The sequence below is a fragment of the Capsulimonas corticalis genome (assembly GCF_003574315.2).
GTDB classification, from domain to species: Bacteria; Armatimonadota; Armatimonadia; order Armatimonadales; family Capsulimonadaceae; genus Capsulimonas; species Capsulimonas corticalis.
On record NZ_AP025739.1, the window covers coordinates 5,577,762 to 5,599,611 of the forward strand.

The following is a 21,850-nucleotide window of genomic DNA, read 5'->3' on the forward strand; positions in this document are numbered from 1 at the left end:
ATTGTACTATCAGTCAAGTATTATTTTTACTGATGCGCTTGACTCATCCGTGCTTCCATGATATGATTGCTACAATATTGTTCATATCACAAATGGGCATTGCGATTCCGCAAAGGCACAATTGGGTTAAAGCAATAATTGCGGCAACGCCGACTGCGGCGCCCATCACCATGTTGTCACTCTGATAAAGGTCTAAAAGATATGATTGCAATACATTTTGCGCCGAAGCGAATGTTCATTCGCGCCACGCTGCTTCTGATGGGCTTGATCGTCCCGGTCGTTGTGAGGGCCTATCCTACTGTCGGATCGACCAGTAACCCAGGAGGGTTGCTAGCGTCGATCCAAAACGCCTACAACTCGGGAACAGGCGGAGTCGTGATCGCGCCTGGGACATACAACCTCCCCGCGCCGTCCGGTTACTGGTGTCTCGACTTCAACAATATGGCGAATTTCGTGATTCAGGCAAAGAATGTGACCTTGCTGATGGCGGATGGCGTCCACGGCGGCATGCATTTTGGCAACTGCCAAAACGTCACTCTGGACGGCTTGGTCGCGAATGGCTGCACGTTCACCACACTGAAGCCGAATTTTACCCAGGGATCCATCTTATCGGGAGGATCTGACGCTGCTGGCTCCTATCTGGACGTACAGATTGACGCTGGATACCCCAGCGATCTGAACAATACCGCGGTGTTTACGCCGTATGACGGAACCACTTTCGCACTTGGCTATAACTTCGATAAGAATTCCCGTCGCTACAAAACGAAAGAGATCGATTTTGGGGTTCGCAGCGCCGCCGTGCTCGATTTCGCCAGCCGCAAATGGCGATTTCATGTCGACAACAGCGCCGTGCTGCCCGGGAATGGCTTGAACGCCATCGGCGACCCCATCTGCCTGATCGGCGCGATGCCCCACGGTATCGGCCTCGACAACTGCACGGTGACGCTCAAAAATCTGAATCTGCCCTGGGGAGATAACGGCTCCTATGAAGGCGGCGGCGGTCCCAACCGCTGGATCAATGTACGCGGAACCTACCAAACCAAGCCCTCTGGCGCGACCGCGACCGCGCTGATGGGCTTCAACGGCGTAAACGTCGGCTCCGAGCATGTCGGTCCCGATGTGGAGGGATGCGCATTTGAGGGCGCGCCGGACGATATGTGGAATCTTCACGCCGCGTTCGAACAGGTCGGGAGCATTTCGGGAATGACGCTTACGGTCGGCGCCGCCAACTTCCGCAACGACATACAGAACGGCGACACCCTGCGTTTCTACGATCAAAAGCTCAATCTGATCGATACCGCCCAGGTGACCAGCGCTCCGCTGCCGGTGAGTTTTACCCAGCCGTTCAGTTCTCACTGGGGCGAATTTCAGAATGCGTCCAGCGTCGGCTACTACACCCTGTCGCTCAGCCATGCCGTGACCGCCCCTTATGACACGCTTGTGGAGGACGCCAGCGCCTGCTGCGCGGGCGCAAAGTTCCTGAACAACCGGATTACCAACATTCGAAGCTGCGGTCTGCTGCTCAAGGGCGACAATCCCGATGTCGAGAATAATATGATCGACGGATGCAGCGGCGCGGGCGTCGCGATCTTCTGCTCGACGGGATGGGGCGAAGCGGGTTTCGTCCATGGCGCGACCATCAAAAACAATACCATCATGAACTGCGGCTACTGGGACCGCGAGGACCTCTGGACCGCCGGCGCGCTTACCGTCGGCATGGATCCCGACGACGATACGATCACCGGCGAAGACCATCAGAACATCCTGATCCAGAACAATACGTTCGATAACAACGCCGGCGTGGACCTGTCCGTGAAACACGCCGCGCACGTGCGGATTCTGGGCAACACCTTCCAAAACACGCATTTCGCGGGATTGCGGCCGGGCGTATGGACCGGTTTCGACCCCGGCTCCGTTATCTGGCTCGGCCAGTGCCAGGATATCACGCTGGCGCGCAATACCGTCTCCAACCTGGGACCGAGCGCAACGGCGCTGGTCACGGCCGCCGCGACGGCGCTGGCCGTGCACGGGATTGGGTCCGGCGTCACGCAGATGGGCAAAACGTTCACGCTGGTCAACCGTGACAGCAGCCTGCTGCTCGACACCACGGGCGACGGCGTTCAGGCGCTGCAATGGGTCGTCAATGACGCGCCATCGCAGCACTGGACATTCGCGGCGGCGGGAGGCGGATACTTTACGGCGGCAAACGCCTCGAACGGCAAACTTCTCGGGGTGAACAATTCGCTCGCAACGGGGCAGCGCCTGCAAAATGAAACCGCGAACAGCTCCGCCAGTCAGCAATGGTCGTTTGCCCCGGCCGATCATGGATACGGCGCTCTTGTCAACAAAAACAGCCTCCTCTCTGGATCGATCAACCTCGCAACGAACGGCGGCGCTCCCGTAACCCAGCAACTGGCGAGCAGTCGCATCGATCAGCAATGGTCGCTTCGTTTTCTTGATGACGCTGCGGCGTATTACGCATTCAATGACAATGGAGGAGCGGCGGCGGCAGACAACAGCGGCCATGGAAACAACGGCGCGCTGATCGGCGGAGCGGGCTGGACGCTCGGGCTCGGAGGCTCCGCAGCGTCGCTCAGCGGCTCCGGCCAATATGTCGACTTGAGCCGACCCGTTCTCAACACCGCCCAGAGCTTTTCCGTATCCTGCTGGGTGAAATTAAACGCAATCACCAATTGGCAGACATTCGCCAGTCAGACCATCGGCAATACCGCAAGTTTCTTTCTCCAATTGCGCGCCGACGGTCACTTCGGTTTCACCACCTTTGCCGCCGATAACTACACGAATGGCGTCACGGCGGCGTCCACGTTCACGCCGCAGCCAGGCGTCTGGTATCACCTCGCCGGCGTTTACAATCAGCCGCTTCAGCAGATCAAGCTCTACGTCAACGGCGTGCTGCAAAGCGCTCAGTACAATGCCGTGACGGCCTCCGCCCCCGGACATACGCTGCTGGGAAGCGCGTTTGGCGGCGGAGCGCCCACGGACTTCGTCGGCGGAGCGATCGAAGACACGCGTCTCTATCAGCGCGCGCTGCTCGACAGCGATGTGACGAACCTCGCGCAGACCTTCAGCGTTCCTATCCCGCCCGCTCAATGCGAAACTCTCTTCGACGAAAATTCAGGAACGACGGCGGATGACGCCAGCGGTCACGGCAAAATCGGCGCCCTGATCGGCGGAGCGGGGTGGACGGACGGCGTACTGGGCGCGGCCGTCAATCTGAGCGGCGCGGGCCAGTATGTCAGCCTGAACGGCCCCGCGATCAACACCAGCCAGAGCTTCACCGTCGCGGCATGGGTCAAACTCAATGCGCTGGGCGGCTATCAAACGATTCTGAGTCAGGACGGCGCCAATATCAGCGCATTCTTCCTACAGGCGCGCTCCGACAATCATTTCATCTTCATCGTCCCTCAAACCGACTCAACGGGATCATCTCTCGCCGGCGCATGGGCGCCGACGGCGGCGATCACCGGACAGTGGACGCAATTGATCGGCGTATACGACGCCTCCAACGGCCTTGTGAAGCTCTACATCAACGGCGTGCTGACTGCGTCGACATCATGCCCAGGCGCATTCGCCGCGGCGGGAGGCGCGCAGATCGGGCGCGGCAAATGGAACGGTCCCGTGGACTTCTGGAACGGAGCCATCGATAGCGTCCGTGAGTATCAGCGCGCGTTCTCCGATGCGGACGCGCTGAGTTACTACAATACCGGCCAGTAACCACGCAATACAAAGAAGGAAACGGCAATGACGCGTATTCAAAAATGGGAGCGATGCGTTCCCCTGCTGCTCGGAATCGCCGCCATGACGGCGGCCGCGACGCCGGCCGGCGCTTACACGCTGGTGGGCGACACGGCGAACCCGGCGCAGCTCCTCACGGCGATCCGAAACGCCTATAACGCCGGATCGAACGGCGTGACCATTCGGCCGGGAAAGTACGCCATTCCGATCAATCCCAGCGGAACCGCCTGGGATCTCTCGGGAATGTCCAACTTCACGATCGACGCCCCCGGCGTGACTCTTTTCTTCGCCGACAGCGCTTACAATTTGGTGTGGCTGTCGAATAACAATAACTTCACGATCCTGGGGGCGACATTCTCGTCGCCGCCTAACTTCACTCAAGGACGCGTTTATAATGCGGGCAGCGACGCCGGCGGCAACTATATGGATGTACAGCTCGACGCCGGATATCCCACGGACTTTACCAACACCGCCCACTGGACGGCGAACGAACCCTTCAACGTGTTTGACAAGACAACCCGCCGTTGGAAAACGGCGACCGCGGACTACGGAACAACATCGCTGCCCATAACTCTGGACGCCGCAAACCGCAAATATCGCTGGCATATCAATACCGGCGATTTCCTTCCCTTCAACACGACGATTGTCAATGGCGATTATATCGGGATCCACGGCCAATCTCAGCAGTTTATGGGGATCGGCACATGCAGCAACGTAACTTTCCGTAATATGACCGTCAATATCGGCGGCGAAAACACCTGGAACGCCAGCGCCTGCGGTCTGATCACCTTCGACCATTGCAGCTATGTCTATCAGCCCGCGCCGCCGGGAGCATCCGCCATTGGTCTGTACGGACCGAACGGCATTCAGGCCGGATGGAACCGCCAAGGACTGGTGATGACCAACTGTCTGTGGCAAGGTTCGCCGGACGATGTGGTGAACGCGGACGCCTTTACAGCCCCCGTCGGTCAGGCGAGCGGGAGCACGCTCACCTATACGGGCGGCGGATATGTGAACAACGGGGACCGATTGTATTTTTATGACGCGAATGGCAATGTCGTCGGCCAGAGAACGGTCACCAGCGCCCCTATCCATGCCAACTTCACCCCGCCCGACAACACCTACGGCAGTGTGGAGTGGCTCAATGTCACGCTCGACCAGCCGATCACCCTGCCCTATAAATATCAGATGGCGGACATCAACCACGCGGATATCGGCTTGACGATGAAGAATTGCGTGATTCAGAACTGCCGTGATGTTTCTCTGGTGATCAGCGGCGTCAACGCCGATATCGAAAACTGCCTCTTCGAGACAGGCACGGTTTCGGCGATCTCCTGCGAAAACTTCTCGGACAATCTGACGATCAAGAACAACGTGTTCACCTACAACGGCTTCACGGCGGCAAACATATGGAACCGACGCAACTCGGCGGCGATCCAAATCGACCGCTACGGCTTGAGCGGACGGCCAAACACAAACACCACAATCCAAAACAATACGTTTTATAACAACTACGGCGTCAACATTTCCCTGATGAATTCCGACGGCGCCTGGGTGACTGGGAACTCCTTCTTAAACACGCATCAGGACGCGCCCGGCGTCTCTATCTACACCGCCGGCGCGGGCGGCTACGGACAGGATGCACACTCCGTGATCTGGCTGGGACATGACAACAACACGACGCTGTCGGGAAATACTGTCGCCGGCCAGGGAGCGAACGGCAGCGCGCTGATTGAGACGGATGGAGCCTGCACCAACACAAAGGGCCTGACCAGCGGCGTTTCTTACGCCGACACCGCCGTTTTTGAAGCCGAAAACGGAGTCATCACGAATTCTGTTGTCAGCTCCAACAGCGCCGCCTCCAATGGACAATATGTCGGCGGCATGGTCAACGCGAACAGCTCGGTAAAGTTCACCGTGAATGTTCCGGTGGCCGGCTATTACCCCATCTTCGCCTCCTACGCTAACGCCAGTGTTGACGGAGCAGGCAATCCACAGGGAGCCACTCACAACGTTGTGGTGAACGGCGGCGCGGCTGTTCCCATCTCCTATGCATACACCGGGCTTTGGGGAGTGAACGCGGCGGCGTTCACGCAGGATTATGTTTCCGGCGTAGTCGTTCGCCTGAACGCAGGCGTCAATACGATCCAGTTCAATCTGGGAAATATGTTTGCTGAGCTCGACAAGATCACCATTCTGACTCCTCAGCAGACGGACGCCTCTTCCTTTTTCCAGCTCTTCAACCAGAACAGCGGAAAAGTGCTGGCCGTTCAAGGGGCGTCCACAAGCGGCGGGACGCCGCTACAGCAGTACTCAGACAACGGCGCGCTGGATCACCACTGGAAATTTCAATATGTCGGGAACGGCTACTATAAAATTCTCAATCAAAACAGCGGTTTGGAGCTCGCCGCCAACGGCGCCGCCCTCGTCGCTCCTAATGGCGCCCAGCTCATTCAAAACGTCAGCAACGGCGCCGACGATCACTTGTGGAAGCTTGTCGCCACAGGAGGCGGATACTTCAAAATCGTCAACCATCGAACGGGATATGTGATCGAAGTGACAGGAGGCGGGACTGGCGACGGCGCTTTGATCTACCAAAATGCAGACAGCGGCGGCGCGAACCAGCATTGGAAGCTGCTGGACAGCCGATCGGGCAGTAACTATCGAATTGGAAACTCCTTTACCGGCAAGGTCCTGACGCCCAGCGGCGGGCAAACAGCAGACGGAACTCTTCTGACGCAGTGGGACGACAATGGCGCAGCCGACCATGTCTGGAAGCTCCTAGATCAGGGATATGGGCTCTACAAATTCTTGAACACGAATAGCGGAAGGGAAATGACGATCGCCGGCGGTTCGCTTAACATTGCAGACGCATGCATTTCCACGGTAGGCAACGGCGCGGATCATTTTTGGCGCCTGCTCGACTCCAGCGGAAGCTTTACACTGCTCAATCTGAACAGCGGCTTGGTGATGGGGGTTAACGGGATGAGCGCGGCGAACGGCGCGGAGATCTTTCAGACACCGGAGAACTTCTCGGCGGACCATCTGTGGCAGCTGCATTAGAAGTCGGGAAAGGGGCAGGCTCGCATCAAGAACGGCCGGCGCATTTGCGCCGGCCGTTCTTGTGTCAACATGCAATATGATGGAATAAGTAGATCTCTATCCGAAATTGACTTCCTTAACGCTTACCACCACATCCAGATCGCTGCATTCGGGCAGCTTGCCGCCGCGCGCCGCGCGCAGGAGGCCCTTGGTGGGCGGCACGTCATCGTAGTCGCGTCCCGATGCGATCTTGATATGGCGTTCGCCGACGAGCAAGTTATTCGTCGGGTCGAAGCCGCGCCAGGTGTTTGCATGCGGGATCAGCAGCTCCACCCAGGCGTGCATAGCGTCGCCGCCGTGCGTATTGGGGTCCGCGCCGCTGAACACGTATCCCGAAACATAGCGCGCGGGGACGCCGGCGGAGCGGGCGATCGCCAGCATGTAGTGCGCGTAATCCTGGCAGACTCCTCGGCCCTGCGCGACGAACTCCTCCAGCGGGGTGCTGATATCCGTCGACCCCGGCACATATTGGAAACGGTCGTAGATATGCTGGCTGAGCGCCTGCCCGAATTCGAAGACGCTTGTCGTGGGCAGTTCGGGGATCATCCACTGCGGGCCGACGGAGATTATCTCCGTCGGGAACAGCCATTCGGCCTGATCGCGGCGAAAAATCGGATCGCGCAGCATCTCCCAATCGCCGGCGTCGAACATTAAGCCTTCGAATGGGTTGGACCGATATGTTTCCACAACAGAGACGGTGCTCAGCGTCAGCAGATCGTGCGGATCGTTGCGCAGCGTGAAGTGATCGACGTGACCGAGCTCGCCGGGCAGATCGTATTGAAAGACCGGCGCGCTCGGATCCACCGTCAATTGATAGCTGCGGCACTCCTGGACGTCGGGCTGCGTGAGTGGGCGCAGGCGAACTTCCATAAAGGATTCGCCAGTGAGCGGCGCGTTGTAATGGAACGTCGTTTTGTGAGAGACCTTCAGGTTCATCGCTTATTTTCCTTGCCTGGCGGAGCCAAGGCTGCCGAGCGACGCGACATTGCGTTTGGGGGCGCGGCGCCGCGATTGCGGCGCCGCGCTGCTTAACGGGGAACTTCCAGGCTCCCGAGAATGCCTTCGATGACGTTGTCCGCCGTCGCGCCTTCGATCTCCGCTTCGGGCCGGAGCAGCAGGCGGTGCCGAAGAACCGCCGGAGCGATGGATTTTACATCGTCCGGAATCATATAGTCGCGGCCGCGCATCGCCGCCATCGCCTTGCCGACTTGCAGCAGCGCGATCGAGGCGCGCGGGCCGCCGCCGAGCACCAGATGGCGATGCTCGCGCGTGGCGAACACGAGCGCGGAAATATATCGGAACATCGCGTCTTCCACGCGCACTTTCTTGATGATCGCGCGGCAGTTCTCGATCGTGGCGGCGTCCGCCACGGACTGGATATTCGTGGTCTCCAGATCGTTCGAATCGAAGCCCTGATGGTAGCGGCGCAGAATCGATTGCTCGGCTTCAGCGGGCGGATAGGACACCAGGATCTTGAGCAGGAAGCGGTCGAGCTGGGCTTCCGGCAGTGGATAAGTCCCCTCAAACTCGATGGGGTTCTGGGTGGCGAAGACCATGAAGACGGAGCCAAGATCGTGCGTCTCGCCGTCGACGGTGACACGGTGCTCCTGCATCGCCTCCAGCAGCGCCGCCTGGGTCTTGGGCGGTGTGCGGTTGATTTCATCGGCAAGCAGCAGGCCGGTGAAGATCGGGCCGGGCTTGAAGACGAACTCGCTGAGCTTCTGGTCGAAAATCCGGGTGCCGGTGATGTCCGAGGGCATCAGGTCCGGCGTGAACTGGATGCGCTTGAAGTCCGTGGAGACGGCGGCCGAGAGGGCGCGCACCAGCAGCGTCTTCGCGGTGCCGGGTACGCCTTCGAGCAGCACGTGGCCGTCGGCGAAAAGCGCGGCGAGGGCGCTTTCAATGGCGTCGTCCTGGCCGACAACGGCCTTATGGATCTCCGCCGTGATGGCGTCGGCCACCCGCTGCACCTCGTTCTGGCTGGCGTAGGTCGGCGTGCTCTCCTCGACCGGCTGGGCCGGCGGCTGATAAAAGTTCACGGAGTTCTGCGGCGCGGGCGCCGGCTCTCCCCAGGGCGAAACGGGCGACGCCTCGGATGCGGAGGAGCGGATTTCTTCGTCAGACAATGCCAAGGTCCTTTCTGATACGATCCATGCGTCTTACTAAAGTGAGCAGATCCGCCTCGGAGACGGAGGCGCGGTCGATGCCGCCCTCGCAGTCCGCCAGCAGCTGCCGGACCTCCGCCAGTGGGACGGAGCCCCGGCGCGCGACGACGGCGGCGAGCTGCTCCAAATTGGAATCGGGCGGCAGCGCGAGACGCCCGGTGACGTCACGCAGGAACTGCCGGTAGATGGTCTCCAGCGCCGTCGCCGAAGCGCCGGCCCGCTGGTAAAGGTTCGAAAGTGATTCGACATACTCCGACGACGTGCGCCGTCCGTTTTGCAGCAGCGGGATCGGAGTGCCAAACCGCGCGCCCAGTGCGGCGGCCAGTAGCAGCGCCGCCCCGAGAAGCTGGAGAAGGGCCAGTCGCAGCGGCTGTCCCAAAGCTCCCCAGATCGTCATGCCCGATTCCAAAACGGCGTCGCCGTGATGGTATTCATCGAACAGGATCGTGTCGCCGCGTTTGGCGTGATGGTGCAGCAAATTGTCCAGAAAGACGGCGTTGTCGGCGACGGCGATATTTCCATTCGACGCGAACGCGCCGTCCGCGATCACAATCAATCGTCCCTTCCCAATGGGGATCGACTCCGCCACAGGCCCGTTCTCATCGCCAAACAATCCCAGCCCGTCCGGAACGGAGCGGCGGATCCGCATGCCGGAAATCGTGTGTACGCGCATCAGGTCCACGGTGTCCCGTGTGAGCAGGCGCGGCGCGAATTCCGTCTTTCCGGCGGAGGTCGCGCTGGTTTCGACGATTACATCCATGGCGTCGCCAAACGTCGTCGTCCCGTCGCTGGAGCCGGCGATCTTCCCCGTCGCCAGGCGCGAGGTGAGTAGGATCAGCGTATGTCCGGACTGAAGCCACTTGCGTAGCCGCGCGGCGTCATCGGCGGTGAGCAGCGTCGTTTTTGCCGGAGGGGCGTCACTGTCATTTTGGGCAAAGAGAGTCGCCTGCGCGTCGTCACCGGTCTGCGGCGCGATGCACACCATGACCGGCGCCTGGTTTTTGTCCAGCGATGTCCAGCTGGCGCGAAGAATCTGAGGCTTGAAGCCGCGCTCCCCCACCCAATCGAAGAACGCCTTGCTGCCCGACTTTCGATCGTTGGTCACCGAAGGGTCGACCGGACCGTCGACTCCGACCTGGCGTGACCTGGTTTCGCTTTGTCCGCCGGAGGCGAGGCCAATGGCGACAAAGACGACGAACAGAACAAAGATGGCTCCGAGCTCTTTACTGATGCGCATAACGAAGTTTCGTGAATGTCCGGAACGACCGAATAATTAACCCCGGCGCGCGGCTGCCGCCGGGCTGGGCGCACGCAGGCGGTCGTAATATTCGAGCGCCTGTCGATAGTCGGACGGCCCCGCCGTGGCGTAGCCGTACCAGAGTCGGTCGAAATCGCGGGTCAGCGGCAGCATGGCGCGGTAAAGGTCGTCGCGGCCCGCGCCGCGCAGCGACCGAAGGTACTCCCAGTTGGTGCGCGATCGATCGAAGCGCAGAATGCCGTCGGTGTCCATCGCGACAAGCGTGGCGAGATACACCAAGCGGAACGCCCCGCGGAAGTCTCCTTCTTTCGCGCGCGCTTCGGCGGCGTCGATCAGGCTGTCCTTGTCGCGCGCCTCCACCATCGCCTCTTCGGCAAGCTCGCGGTCGCGCTGGACGACATTGACGGTGCGGTTCCGAATATATTGAACGATCAGATAAACTAGCAGACCGAACAGCAGCGCGCCCAGGCCGTAAAACAAACCGCGAATGATCGCCGGATTGATCGTACCCGAGGCGCCGCGCTGCGGCTTCGGAAGATGATCGGCGAGCCACTTCAAAAACCGGTTCCAGCCCAGCTCCAGCGGCGAGGGCGGCGGCAGCGGCTCCGATTGAAACTCGGGACGCGCCAGGATACGGCGGACTTCCACATAGGAGGACGGCGGGTCGTCGCCGCCGCCGACATCGCCCGGCTTCATGCCGCGCATATCCTCGCGGAGAGTCTTTGTCGCGAGAATGATCGGCGCGTACTGCTCGGCGCGCTTCTTCAGCGGCGCGGCGTCGATCTTTTGCAGCGCGGCCACCAGCCGGGCGCTGCGCACGCGGACCGCGCCCTGTCCCGGGACTTCCACCGTCGGAATGGGACCCAGCACCCGCTTCGCAAAGTCGTGAGGCGTTTCCCCGGACTCGGGCTTGCCGCCGCGGCTGGCTTCCGATGCGGTTTCCAGACGGTGCTCCACGCTGGCGAGCGCCTTGCGGAACTGGGCCACGGGAACCGCGCCCGCCGTCATCGTCGACAGCGCCGTCAGCAGGGCGCAAAGGAGAAAAACAATTGAGGTCGGTCGGCGCCGATGGATCATGCGGCCCCTCCCATATTCCCGCCGACATTGCGCGGCGGGGTGACGCCGCCGCCGCGCTGCTGGGGGAGCGGCGCCGCCGGGGGCGGCGCGGGAACGTGCCCCGGGGCGTTCGGCCTCAAGTTCAGCGGCGGATAGCCCAGATCCTTGGCGAGCAAAGCGATATCGAACGCCTCGCGGCGTACGCGCAGGTCGTAGTAGAGAACCGTGAGCACGCAGACGATAAAGGGCGTGACGATCAGCTGCCCCAGCCCATCGCCGATCTCGGAAACCACATGGTCGGTCACGGTGTAACCGCCGACCACGCTATTTCCGCTGGTCATCGCCTGCGCGCCCGGCAGGGCCTGGATGATGCTGGTCACCAGGAACCGGATCGCCATCTCAAAAGCAAGGATCAAAATCGATCCGATAAGCCAAAGGAGAAACAGTGAGCCGAAGACCCGCAGGGCGTCCCAGCCGACCAGCGCGCGGGAGCGTCCCAGCGCTTTGAAGTAGGAGAGCTTTTCGATCGTGAAGACATGCCCCAGCATCGCCAGGAGCGTCAATGGAAAGATGACCGGTATGACGCAGAGAACCGCGCCGACCGAAATCAGCACGCCGTACAGGATGCTGGTCACGATGAGGGGGATGATACGGCGCAGAACGGAGCCATAGGCGCCGCGCATCGTGACCGGCTCGCCCAGATAGCGCGCCGATGTCGCCGCGGTGAGAACGCACAGCTCCACCGCGAACACGATCAGATACAGCGGAGCGACGACGGAAAGGCGCTCCGAACTCAGGCCAAGCCAGTTCAGAACCTGCGTTGGGTCATTCGACCCCTTCATCATGGTGCTGAGATCCACGACCCGGTGCAGAATTTGCAGGTCGATAAACGACGTCAGCACTTTGAACGGGATGGCGATCAGCGCGGCGATCAAAAGCAAGAACGACAGGTTCTTCTTATAAAGGTCGAAGCCCTCGTCGAAAATATCGCCGAGGGAGAGCGGCCGTAAACTACGTTCGATCATCCGGGGTTTTCCGCGCCTTCGCACATCCCTTGCATCAGTGGGTTTCCGTCACAGCGATCGCTGCTTCATTTCACAGCCTTAGCTGTTCTTTAGCCTTAGCTGTTCTTTGCGACCTTGACCAGTGTCGGCCGGATAACGCGTCCATTCATGGTGTAGCCCTTGCGAAGCTCCGCCGTCACGGTCTCGTCTTCCTGCTCGCTGTCTTCATCCAGCATGACCGCTTCGTGCAGGTCCGGATCGAACTTCTCGCCGACCGCCGCGATCGCCTCCACGCCCTGCTTTTGCAGGGTTTCGCGGAACTTGCGCAGGATCGCGTCGACGCCGTTCGCCAGCTGCTCGTAGCTTTCGGACTGCTTCGCCGCGTTCGCCGCGAGATCGAAATCGTCCAGAACGGGCAGCAGCTCCTTCAGAAGCTTTTCGTTGCCGTCGCGGATAATGCGAAGGCGCTCTTCCTCGCCGCGGCGGCGGAAGTTCTGCAAGTCCGCCAGCGCGCGCAGATAGTTCTCATTCGCCGTCGCCGCCTGCGCCTTCAGCGCCTCGACTTCATCGCGCGACGCGCCGCTGGGCGCGGCCGCCTCGGCCTTGGGCGTGCTGGGGATGGTCGCGTCCAGATCGATCACACCCCGGTCATCTTCATCGTCGCTGTCGGACTCCATCCCATGGACGCCGGCAAGCGCATCCTCCAGGCCAACCGGCGCGTTCAGGTCGATGGGCGCCCGAGAGTCGACTTCGTCTTCGGGGATCGAGTGCGCGCCGGCGGCGTCAAACGATTCGTCTAGATCGTCGTGTGTCGCGTTGACTTTAATTTTGTGTATCTTCTCAGCCATGAATCCGTAGGATGACTCCTTACAAAACGAGTACGGCGCGCGGGGAACGGCTCCTCAGGAACCGAACTCCACAGAAACCGCCTTCTTACAATTACGAGTATACCCTAATGCGCGGGGAGCTTTCGCATGAAAAATTTTTAAGGCTGGGTGTTGACATTCGCCCTCCCATGGGATATACTCTTCCTCGTCAGCGCGCAGTCACCCATAACACAGTGGGCGAGTGGTGAAATGGTAGACACGCCAGACTTAGGATCTGGTGCCGCAAGGCGTAGGAGTTCAAGTCTCCTCTTGCCCACCAATCTGTGTCAAGCGTACTCACATCGCGGACAGTATGCGGGAGTAATTCAGTGGTAGAATGTCTCGTTGCCAACGAGAATGTCGCCAGTTCGAACCTGGTCTCCCGCTCCACAAAATAAGAAAGCCAGTCGTTAATTCGACTGGCTTTTTTGCGTTTTTGACGCGCCGCGCCGCGTCTGAACATCAAAATCATCCCCAACAAGTGGTAAAATCACCATTAGGAATACCAGCATGATCGTTCACTGTCCCGCCTGTCAACGAAAATTGATCTCGCACATCAGCCCCCGCTGCAACTGGTGCGGCCATGAGATCCAGGACTCTTCCTATCAAGAAGAGGCCGAGATCCGACGGCAGGCGCACGCCATGGAACAGGCGCAGCACGATGCGCAGTCGCGCCAATGGTTCCAAAATTCGATTGACGCGTACGCCGCCGGCGGCCTGGGCATGAACGTTCCGATTGGCCCGATGCGCCGCCCGCGCATGGATATGTCTCAGGACGTGCAGCAGCGCATGGCCGCCGAAGCCGCCATCATCGCGGAAGCGGCCAGAATGCAGCAAATGCGGGAAGAAGCCGCCGCCCGGGCCGAAGAAGAGCGCAAGGCGCGGGAAGAGGCCGAGGCGCAAAAGAAGACCGCCGACGGCCGCTTCAATCATCTGGAGCTGTGAAACGATTTTTCTCAGTCCTCTCAACCTCGGAAAGCCAGTCGAATGATCGACTGGCTTTTTCATTTCCCAATGCACTCGTACAAAAGCTTTCCCGGTCTTCGCAATCCAAATTCCTGTGGTATGATGAAATCGTTCTACTCACGTTCGCCTGCCATCCCCACCGTTCTTGACCGGAGATTGCGATGAGTTTATTTGATAAGTTCGGCAAGAAACCACGGACAGATACCCCTCAATCCGTCCCCACGCCTCGGCCAATAGGGTTCTCCGCCGCCCCGCCGGAATGGGCGGAGCAGCGCGGCGAATTCTACGATGATTACTTCGGCGGCGCCGCCATGGTGGCCCACGAGATCATCTCACAAATACCGACCATCCATGTGTACATCTATCCTCCTCATGGATCGCGCAACTACAGCACTTTGATCACCAGCGGAGTGAGCGATCTACCGATGCCGATGGAGCCGGGCCAAAACTTGCCGATCGAGAAACGGCGCGTCGAGTTATTCATGCGTGTGCCAAGGCTGGATATGGCGGAATTTACCACGGATATGCCCTGGCAAGTTCAGATGCTCCGATTCATTGGGAAGTTTCCCTTTGAAAACAGCCGTCCCTTGGTGGAGTTCAAAACGTTCACATTGGGAGAGGTTCCCGAAAGCGACGTGCTGAAACATGTCGTACTGATGCCGCCATTTTATGAAGCGCCCCCCTTCACATCCGGTTTGACTCACCTGGATGGAACGCGCGTCTCCTTCCTCTGGCTGGACTTGATCACGGACGCCGAGCTGGAGGCAAAGCTCAGCGGCGGGTCGGAAGCGCTCATGCAAATCTTCAAGCGCAGCAAGCACACTCCAATCCTCAATGTGGGCCGCCCGTCGTATGTATAGCAAAGATTTTTGCGATTGCTCGCCTGAAATAGTTGACAATAGCGTTTATAGCAGGGTATAAATGTGATCGTCAGCTAATCGCTTGCGGGAGTAATTCAGTGGTAGAATGTCTCGTTGCCAACGAGAATGTCGCCAGTTCGAACCTGGTCTCCCGCTCCATAAATAAGAAAGCCAGTCGTTCATGCGACTGGCTTTTTTGCGTTCGACGCAGTCTCAGGATGGTGACGTGATGACAGCTCTCCCAACAATCAAAGCCGTCGTTCCCTTTCTCCCTTGCTCCGATCTTCTCGCTGCCCGAATATACTACCGGGAGGCGCTTGGGTTCTCCGGTCTGGACTGGATTTGGGGCGAACCGCCGATGGCGGCCGGCGTCAGCCGCGACGGAGTTTGGCTATTTCTCTCACAGGATCCCGATCTCGCTGCCCGGATGACTGGATTCCGGTTCTATATCGATGTCGAAAATCTCGAGTCGCTTTATGAACAGCATCAAGTCGCCAGCGTAAAGATCGTACATCCTCTTGAGGAGAAGCCGTGGGGAACGACTGAATATACAGTCGAGGACATTCACGGATATCACTTACATTTCCGCCGCGCTCCTGAATAAAATCCAACCACACCATGTCATTCGCTAACGAGTTTTCACAGCGCTTCAAGACCGGCGACGATCCACACGCTCTCGCCGCCGATTTTATCGACTGGTGGTACGATCCTTTCGTCCTTCTGCCCGAACACGGAAACACCGAGGACGAAATTACGGCCACGGAAGGCGACCTTGGCTTCCGACTTCCAGAAACTCTGCGGCGCTGGTACGCTCTCTGCGGACGCCGCCTGGAAATCGTCAGTCATCAGGATATATTCCTCGAACTGCATGAGCTCACTCCACCCGTCCCGCCGACAGAATTGTTCGTGTTTCACGCCGAAAACCAGGGAGTGGCGTACTGGGGCGCCCGTACGGAAGACCTTGCTCGTCCCAACCCACCCGTCTATGTGTATGAACGAACTCGTCTAATGGAGCGAGACAATGTCTCGACCACCAATTTTCTCCTGACGACTCTGGTCTACGAAGCAGCATTCCGCGCCAGATCCGATGAGGACGCCCGACAATTGGGACAGATCTTCTCTGCCCTTCAAGACGCCAATCCTCAAGCCTCATCGATTTGGCCGCGCCGAATCATCGGCCTGGCGCCCCTCGATCACGAAGGAGATTTCGATTGACGCACCCCGTCAAAATCCAAATACCCCGGGCACGGGGTTGACATTCGCTGCCCGACGCGTCATAATCTCTATCGTTCGCTGCTGACGATCGGACCATTTCCGAAGACAAGCAAATTACGCGGGAGTAATTCAGTGGTAGAATGTCTCGTTGCCAACGAGAATGTCGCCAGTTCGAACCTGGTCTCCCGCTCCATAAATAAGAAAGCCAGTCGCAATTGCGACTGGCTTTTGTCGTTCCAGAGACAGAAATAATCATTCAGGAACATATGCAATGACGCTTGCCGCCGCCGAAATCTCTCTCGCCGAAAGTCTTGAATTTTCTCCCCAAGTCTGCGTGCTGCTTCAGGAAGTCTCGCAACGCCCATTGGAGCGTCTTGTGATCACGGAATCAATCGACGACGAATGGGTGCAGCGGCACGGCGATGGGATTTCGGTGATGTTGAAGCGCGAAGGCGCTGAACGATTCGTCCATGATCAGCAACACCAGCTCTTGAAGCAAGGATATCTTGTGTTTGCCAGCTCGCGCCTTGACCTGCGCGGGTGCGGAGCCGGCGACGAGCTCATCCTGCTGAAAACGTCGGATCTTTACGAAATGATTCGTGTCCGCAATACCTATGCATATGAGCTGACGAACGACGAGATCATCAATCAACTCAAAAGCTGGGACGAACTCTGCGGAATTCGACTGCTTGGCGCCGGGCCGGATTGGATCTCCATGGAGTTCCTCTCTCTCCCAGAAAACTTGCTTCCGTTCGCACTCAGTGTATACCGATTCTGCTCGGAAGGGATTGGCGAGTTCGAAGAAGTCGATGAAGAGGGCGAACCGCTCTGGTTCGATAAAGTCGACGCTCAGTTCCCAGAGCGCATCGAAGAAGCGTTCCACGGTCCACGTGCGGAGGAAGGTCTTGAATACGCAACATATGACGAAAAATGCGCCAAGTTGGTGGCGGGAGGTCTTGCCGCAAACCAAAGCATTTTTTTCTGGTGGGATTGAGGTTTACAATGACGCCAACCCTAAACACCCAACGCCTGATTCTGCGTCCACTTCGCGAATCCGACGCCCCACGAATCCAGGAACTCTTCCCTCACTGGGAAGTCGTCCAATATATGGCGGCGGTCATCCCGTGGCCCTACCCCGACAATGGAGCGCAGGTGTATATGGAGCATGCGCTTGCGAAAAACGCCGCCGGGGAGCGATATAGCTGGGCGCTCACGCTCAAGGCGGCCGGCGACGATCGGCTCATTGGCGTGATTGAGTTAATGCCGCCGAATCCCGAAGACAGCCGGGGCTTCTGGATAGGCCAGCCCTATTGGAAGCAAGGCTACATGACGGAGGCGGTCGCCGCCGTGAATGATTTTGCTTTTGATGTGCTGGAGATGCCATATTTGAGACTGAACAACGCCGAAGCGAATATCGGCTCGCATCGATTGAAAGAAAAGTCGGGAGCGACGATTACTAAGATCACCGACGACGTTCCGTTTGTCTCCGGCAAACTCCGTCAGATCGGATGGACGCTGACGCAGGAGCAGTGGCGTGCGAATCGGTAACGCCTTTGAGCGACTGAGCGGTATAATAGTGACAATCCACGAGGAGCCCAGAGTATGTCCATTTCACTCACACCGGAACAGGAGGCGATTGTGCAAGACCGGTTAGCATCCGGCCGATATGCTTCGGCGGAGGATGTGATTACGGACGCCTTATTTCATCTGAACCAAACCGATGAGGAATACATTGCTTGGGTTCGACGGGAAGTAACAGCAGGCGCCGAAGAATTGACAGCAGGCGCTTCGGCTCCGCTTGAGCCTTTGGACGTTTTGCTTGCTGAAGCCCGCGCACGCTATCATCCTAAGAGCCATTAATTTTGCTGCCTATCCTCCGGTCCGAACGAGCAAAATCGGATATTCTGGACATTTGGCTGTACATCGCCGAGCGTGAGAATCCAGAGATCGCAGATCGTTTTCTCGCGAAGCTCTACTTGGCTATTGAGCGAATCGCCACTTTCCCCCAAGCCGGTCCTGTTTGCTCTCACATCTATCCCGACATTCGCCGAAGTATTTACGGCTCCTATCTCATCTATTATTTAGTCCATTCGGACCATATCGAAATTGCACGCATTCTCCATGGTTCGCGTGATCAAATGATCGACTACCACAAATAAGAAAAGCCAGCCTTCGGGGGCTGGCTTTTCTTATTTGGAAATATCTGTGAACGTGCTCGTTTTATAAAATCGCCGTTGACAAAATCCGGGCGGCGATGGCGTGGGAGTCTGGGAAGGCGATGTCGTCGGGGACTTTTTGGCCGGTGGTGATGTAGGCGAGTGGGATGGCGTACTTGGCTTGCACGGTGAGCAGTTTGCCGAAGCAGGCGCTGTCTGTGGCTTCGTCGAGTTTGGTCAGGATCAGCGCGTCGGGTGCGAAGGTGTTGTAGAAGCGGCCGACGACGTTGTCCATGTCGCGGGGCGAGAGCGTGGCGGGAACGGCCAGGAATTTCTGGACGACGCCGACGCCGTCGAAGAGCTGCGCGGTTTCGCCGAGCGGCAATATGTCGTTGGGTGAGCGGCCGGCGGTGTCGAGCAGGACAAGCTCCATACCGTCGCGGGCGTAATCCGAAAGCTGGGCGACCATTTCGGCCTTATCATGCGCGATCCGGACCGGGACGCGCAGGATGTCGCCGTAGGTCTGGAGCTGCTGGGCGGCGGCGATCCGCTGGGTGTCCATGGTGATGACCCCCACCCGGCGGCGCTCGACCAGGGAGTACTGGGCGGCGAGCTTGGCGATGGTGGTGGTCTTGCCGACGCCCGTGGTGCCGACGAAGGCCAGGACGCGAAGCTTGCCCCCGGGCTGGATCTCGACGCGGTTCGCGATCAGGAGCTTTTGCGAGATCTGCGTGCGCATCTCACTGGTGGCGGCTCCGGTGCTGAGGCCCATGGGGAGCTCAGCGATCATCTGGCGCACGAGCGGCGGCGCGATATCGGCGTCGAGAAGCTGGCGGGCCAGCGCGGCGTAGGCGTCCTGCTGGCCAGGTTCGGCGGCCTTGCCGCGCCCGCGCCGGCTGATCAAGTCGCCGATCATGCCGTCGGGCTCAATGGCGCCGACCGGGGGATAATCGCCGGCCTTGCGCTTTCCCGAAGAGTCGACGAGCGCCTGGACGCTGGTCGAGAGAGTCGCGATCTGCGATTCCAGCTTTTGGATATAACCGGCGCTCGCTTGATCGTCACGCGCGCCGTCGTCCGAGACGCCGAACGTGACCTCGATCATATTTTTGCCGCCCAGTCCGAAGAAGCCGCCCTTTCGGACCGAGCGTTTGCTCAGAATGACGGCGTCCGAGCCCAGTTCCATCTTCGCTTGAAGCAGACATTGCGCGATCGTCGCGCCGGTGATTGATTTAACGCGCATAGCAGGTTTGGCTCTGCGATCTTGGCGGGAGTCCGCAAGTGCGGTCCGTTGACTGGCAAAGAGCAAATTAGGCATGTTCTGTTCCTGTTACCGAACCGACGGCGCGGACATCCGTGTTCGGGACGATTTCGTGATACGAAAGAATGACCAGCTGCGGAAGAGAACGTTCGGTCAAACGGCGAAGCGGCAGGCGAAGGGCCGCCATGCAGATCAGGAGCGGCTGCTGGTAGCCAAGAGCCGCCATGCGCTCTACGTGCTGTCCCAGCGACCTTAAAAACTCTCGGGCGACCGATGGCTCCAGCGACAGCGCGGGCGAGCCCGGCACCACCGCCTCCATCAGAGTCTGCTCCAGCTGGGGATCCAGCGTGAGCGCATGCAGGGTTCCGGAGCTTTCATCCACATACTGGCGGCAGATGGAGCGGGCCAGCGCGGCGCGCACCCATTCGCCGAGCATATCCATGTCTTTGGTCTTTGACGCGTTGTCCGCCAGAGTTTCCAAAATCGTGACCATGTCCCGGATAGAGATCCGTTCGCGCAGCAGGTGCTGCAAGACCTTCTGGACCTCGCCGACGCTCATCAGCGCCGGGATCAACTCTTCCACAACCGCCGAGTTTGCCTGGCGGATATGCTCGATCAGCGCCTGCGAATCCTGGCGGGTGATAATCTCCGCCGCGTAGCTCTTGATCACTTCCGCGAGATGCGTCGTGATCACCGACGAAGGGTCGACAACTGTGTAGCCCGCCATCTCGGCGCGATCGCGCATCGCTTTCGGAACCCACTGGGCCGGCACGCCGAAGGCGGGCTCCCGGGTCGGGATGCCGTCGACGATCGGATCGATGACGACGCCGGGATCGATCAGCATGATCGAACTGGGATGGACCGTTCCGCTGGCGACGCTGGCGCCCTTCAGCTTGATCGTATAGTCGTTCGAGCGAAGATGCAGGTCGTCCCGGATACGCACCGTTGGGATCACAAGTCCCAGTTCCAGGGCTGTTTTTTGCCGGATCATCGTGATTCGGTCGAGCAGATCGCCGCCGGCGGCCTGGTCCACCAAACCTAATAGTCCATACCCAAAATTGAGCTCCAACACATCAACATTGAGCAGCGGAAGCAGACTTTGCGGCGTTGTCGCGGCGAGCGGTTTGGGCGCGGCGGCGGCGATCGCGTTTTCGTGCGCCACGGCCACGGCCTTTTTCTCGTTGGCAATCAGCATAAAGCCGGTCCCGCCCAGAATGCCGGCCACGAGAAGCGTTTGCGGAGCAGGGAAGCCAAAAGGAATGAACAGCAGCACCAGACAGCCGGCGATGATCAATGGGCGCGGCGAAGTGAACAACTGGCGGGCGATGTCGCCGCCCATCGCCGTGTCCGACGCCGCCCGGGTCACCATCAGACCCGCCGAGGTCGAGATCAGCAGCGCCGGGATCTGAGCCACCAGACCTTCGCCGACGGTGAGGATCGTATACTTTTGCAGGACCTGGACGACATCTTCGCCCTTGCTCAGGCCCATCGCGAAGCCGCCGATAATATTCAGAACGATGATGACGATCGCCGCGATTGCGTCGCCGCGAACGAACTTATTGGCGCCGTCCATCGCGCCGTAAAAGTCCGCTTCCTGGCCGACCGCTTTGCGCCGGTCGCGGGCCTGATCCTGGGTGATGACGCCGGCGTTGAGGTCCGCGTCGATCGCCATCTGCTTGCCCGGCATCGCGTCCAGCGTAAAGCGCGCCGCGACTTCCGCCACGCGCCCGGCGCCGGCCGTAATGACGACGAACTGCACGACGACCAGCAGCAGGAAAACAATGATCCCCACGACGTAGTTGCCGCCAATGACGACTTCGCCGAATGTCTTGATCACATGCCCGGCCGACCCGGTGCCGATGATCAGCTTCATCGCCGAGACTTCCAGGGCCAGTCGGAACAGCGTTGTGACCAGGAGCAATGCGGGAAAAACGGAGAATTGCAGCGGTTCGGTCGTGTAAAGCGAGGTGAGAAGGATGAGAACGGCGCCCGCGAGGTTGAGCACCAGACCTAAGTCCAGAAGCGCCTCGGGCAGCGGCAAAATCAGCATCGCGATCATGCCGATCAGCGCCAGGGCCATGGCGATATCGGTTTGCTGCGCCGCTTTGGCGAAGAAACCCATGATGCCGGAGGGCGCGCCGCCCGTCCCCTGAGACTGTACTCCTGTTGTGACTGCCACACGAACTCC

18 protein-coding genes and 4 tRNA genes are annotated in these 21,850 nt (G+C 59.4%); 14 read left to right on the forward strand and 8 right to left on the reverse strand.

The window, feature by feature from the left end; all coding sequences use genetic code 11:
• Nucleotides 1-201: 201 nt before the first annotated feature.
• Nucleotides 202-3,735, forward strand: a complete 3,534-nt coding sequence (locus D5261_RS23900; protein WP_119319613.1) for a LamG-like jellyroll fold domain-containing protein — start codon at nucleotides 202-204, stop codon at nucleotides 3,733-3,735.
• 27 nt (nucleotides 3,736-3,762) lie between these two features.
• Nucleotides 3,763-6,819, forward strand: coding sequence for an RICIN domain-containing protein (locus tag D5261_RS23905; protein WP_119319612.1), 3,057 nt, complete (start codon nucleotides 3,763-3,765; stop codon nucleotides 6,817-6,819).
• A gap of 96 nt (nucleotides 6,820-6,915) precedes the next feature.
• Here D5261_RS23905 and D5261_RS23910 read toward each other — a convergent pair whose 3' ends face one another.
• The 6 genes from D5261_RS23910 to grpE all read right to left on the reverse strand — a co-directional run bounded on the left by D5261_RS23910 (nucleotide 6,916) and on the right by grpE (nucleotide 13,189).
• The gene (locus D5261_RS23910) at nucleotides 6,916-7,794 is read right to left on the reverse strand and encodes a transglutaminase family protein (RefSeq protein ID WP_119319611.1); all 879 of its coding nucleotides are present in this window, start codon (nucleotides 7,792-7,794) and stop codon (nucleotides 6,916-6,918) included.
• 92 nt (nucleotides 7,795-7,886) lie between these two features.
• Nucleotides 7,887-8,897, reverse strand: coding sequence for an AAA family ATPase (locus D5261_RS23915; protein ID WP_165863944.1), 1,011 nt, complete (start codon nucleotides 8,895-8,897; stop codon nucleotides 7,887-7,889).
• Between the two features lie 79 nt (nucleotides 8,898-8,976).
• Complete coding sequence (locus tag D5261_RS23920) at nucleotides 8,977-10,260, reverse strand: DUF4350 domain-containing protein (protein WP_119319610.1); 1,284 nt, start codon at nucleotides 10,258-10,260, stop codon at nucleotides 8,977-8,979.
• Between the two features lie 36 nt (nucleotides 10,261-10,296).
• Nucleotides 10,297-11,358 carry a DUF4129 domain-containing protein gene (locus D5261_RS23925; protein ID WP_119319609.1) on the reverse strand — a complete coding sequence of 354 codons (1,062 nt, stop codon included), beginning with the start codon at nucleotides 11,356-11,358 and terminating at the stop codon, nucleotides 10,297-10,299.
• Entirely contained in the window at nucleotides 11,355-12,362 is a 1,008-nt protein-coding gene (locus D5261_RS23930) for a hypothetical protein (protein ID WP_119319608.1), read from the reverse strand. The genes D5261_RS23925 and D5261_RS23930 overlap by 4 nt, the downstream gene beginning before the upstream one ends.
• A gap of 95 nt (nucleotides 12,363-12,457) precedes the next feature.
• The gene (gene grpE / locus D5261_RS23935; RefSeq protein ID WP_119319607.1) at nucleotides 12,458-13,189 is read right to left on the reverse strand and encodes a nucleotide exchange factor GrpE; all 732 of its coding nucleotides are present in this window, start codon (nucleotides 13,187-13,189) and stop codon (nucleotides 12,458-12,460) included.
• A 214-nt stretch (nucleotides 13,190-13,403) separates the two neighbouring features.
• Here grpE and D5261_RS23940 point away from each other — a divergent pair.
• From D5261_RS23940 to D5261_RS23995, 12 genes are all read left to right on the forward strand, one after another.
• Nucleotides 13,404-13,487 (forward strand) — tRNA-Leu (locus D5261_RS23940).
• A 35-nt stretch (nucleotides 13,488-13,522) separates the two neighbouring features.
• A tRNA-Gly gene (locus D5261_RS23945) sits at nucleotides 13,523-13,597 on the forward strand.
• Nucleotides 13,598-13,717: 120 nt separating this feature from the next.
• Nucleotides 13,718-14,152, forward strand: a complete 435-nt coding sequence (locus D5261_RS23950) for a hypothetical protein (RefSeq protein WP_119319606.1) — start codon at nucleotides 13,718-13,720, stop codon at nucleotides 14,150-14,152.
• Nucleotides 14,153-14,334: 182 nt separating this feature from the next.
• Nucleotides 14,335-15,033 (forward strand): suppressor of fused domain protein, encoded by a 699-nt coding sequence (locus tag D5261_RS23955; RefSeq protein WP_119319605.1) that lies wholly within the window; start codon nucleotides 14,335-14,337, stop codon nucleotides 15,031-15,033.
• Between the two features lie 84 nt (nucleotides 15,034-15,117).
• Nucleotides 15,118-15,192: transfer RNA gene (locus tag D5261_RS23960), tRNA-Gly, on the forward strand.
• A 70-nt stretch (nucleotides 15,193-15,262) separates the two neighbouring features.
• Nucleotides 15,263-15,637, forward strand: coding sequence for a VOC family protein (locus D5261_RS23965; protein WP_125205790.1), 375 nt, complete (start codon nucleotides 15,263-15,265; stop codon nucleotides 15,635-15,637).
• 14 nt (nucleotides 15,638-15,651) lie between these two features.
• On the forward strand, nucleotides 15,652-16,248 hold the full coding sequence (locus D5261_RS23970; RefSeq protein WP_119319603.1) for an SMI1/KNR4 family protein: 597 nt from the start codon (nucleotides 15,652-15,654) through the stop codon (nucleotides 16,246-16,248).
• Nucleotides 16,249-16,366: 118 nt separating this feature from the next.
• Nucleotides 16,367-16,441: transfer RNA gene (locus D5261_RS23975), tRNA-Gly, on the forward strand.
• Between the two features lie 78 nt (nucleotides 16,442-16,519).
• Entirely contained in the window at nucleotides 16,520-17,242 is a 723-nt protein-coding gene (locus D5261_RS23980) for a DUF4253 domain-containing protein (RefSeq protein WP_119319602.1), read from the forward strand.
• A gap of 8 nt (nucleotides 17,243-17,250) precedes the next feature.
• Nucleotides 17,251-17,796: a GNAT family N-acetyltransferase gene (locus D5261_RS23985; protein WP_165863928.1), complete on the forward strand. Its 546-nt coding sequence runs from the start codon at nucleotides 17,251-17,253 to the stop codon at nucleotides 17,794-17,796.
• A 54-nt stretch (nucleotides 17,797-17,850) separates the two neighbouring features.
• Nucleotides 17,851-18,108 (forward strand): ribbon-helix-helix domain-containing protein, encoded by a 258-nt coding sequence (locus D5261_RS23990; protein ID WP_119319600.1) that lies wholly within the window; start codon nucleotides 17,851-17,853, stop codon nucleotides 18,106-18,108.
• A gap of 2 nt (nucleotides 18,109-18,110) precedes the next feature.
• Nucleotides 18,111-18,407, forward strand: a complete 297-nt coding sequence (locus D5261_RS23995; protein ID WP_165863927.1) for a type II toxin-antitoxin system RelE/ParE family toxin — start codon at nucleotides 18,111-18,113, stop codon at nucleotides 18,405-18,407.
• A gap of 61 nt (nucleotides 18,408-18,468) precedes the next feature.
• On the opposite strand, the gene flhF is transcribed toward D5261_RS23995, so the two are convergent.
• Complete coding sequence (gene flhF / locus D5261_RS24000; RefSeq protein ID WP_165863926.1) at nucleotides 18,469-19,644, reverse strand: flagellar biosynthesis GTPase FlhF; 1,176 nt, start codon at nucleotides 19,642-19,644, stop codon at nucleotides 18,469-18,471.
• A 67-nt stretch (nucleotides 19,645-19,711) separates the two neighbouring features.
• The gene (gene flhA / locus D5261_RS24005; RefSeq protein WP_218025488.1) at nucleotides 19,712-21,841 is read right to left on the reverse strand and encodes a flagellar biosynthesis protein FlhA; all 2,130 of its coding nucleotides are present in this window, start codon (nucleotides 21,839-21,841) and stop codon (nucleotides 19,712-19,714) included.
• Nucleotides 21,842-21,850 lie beyond the last annotated feature (9 nt).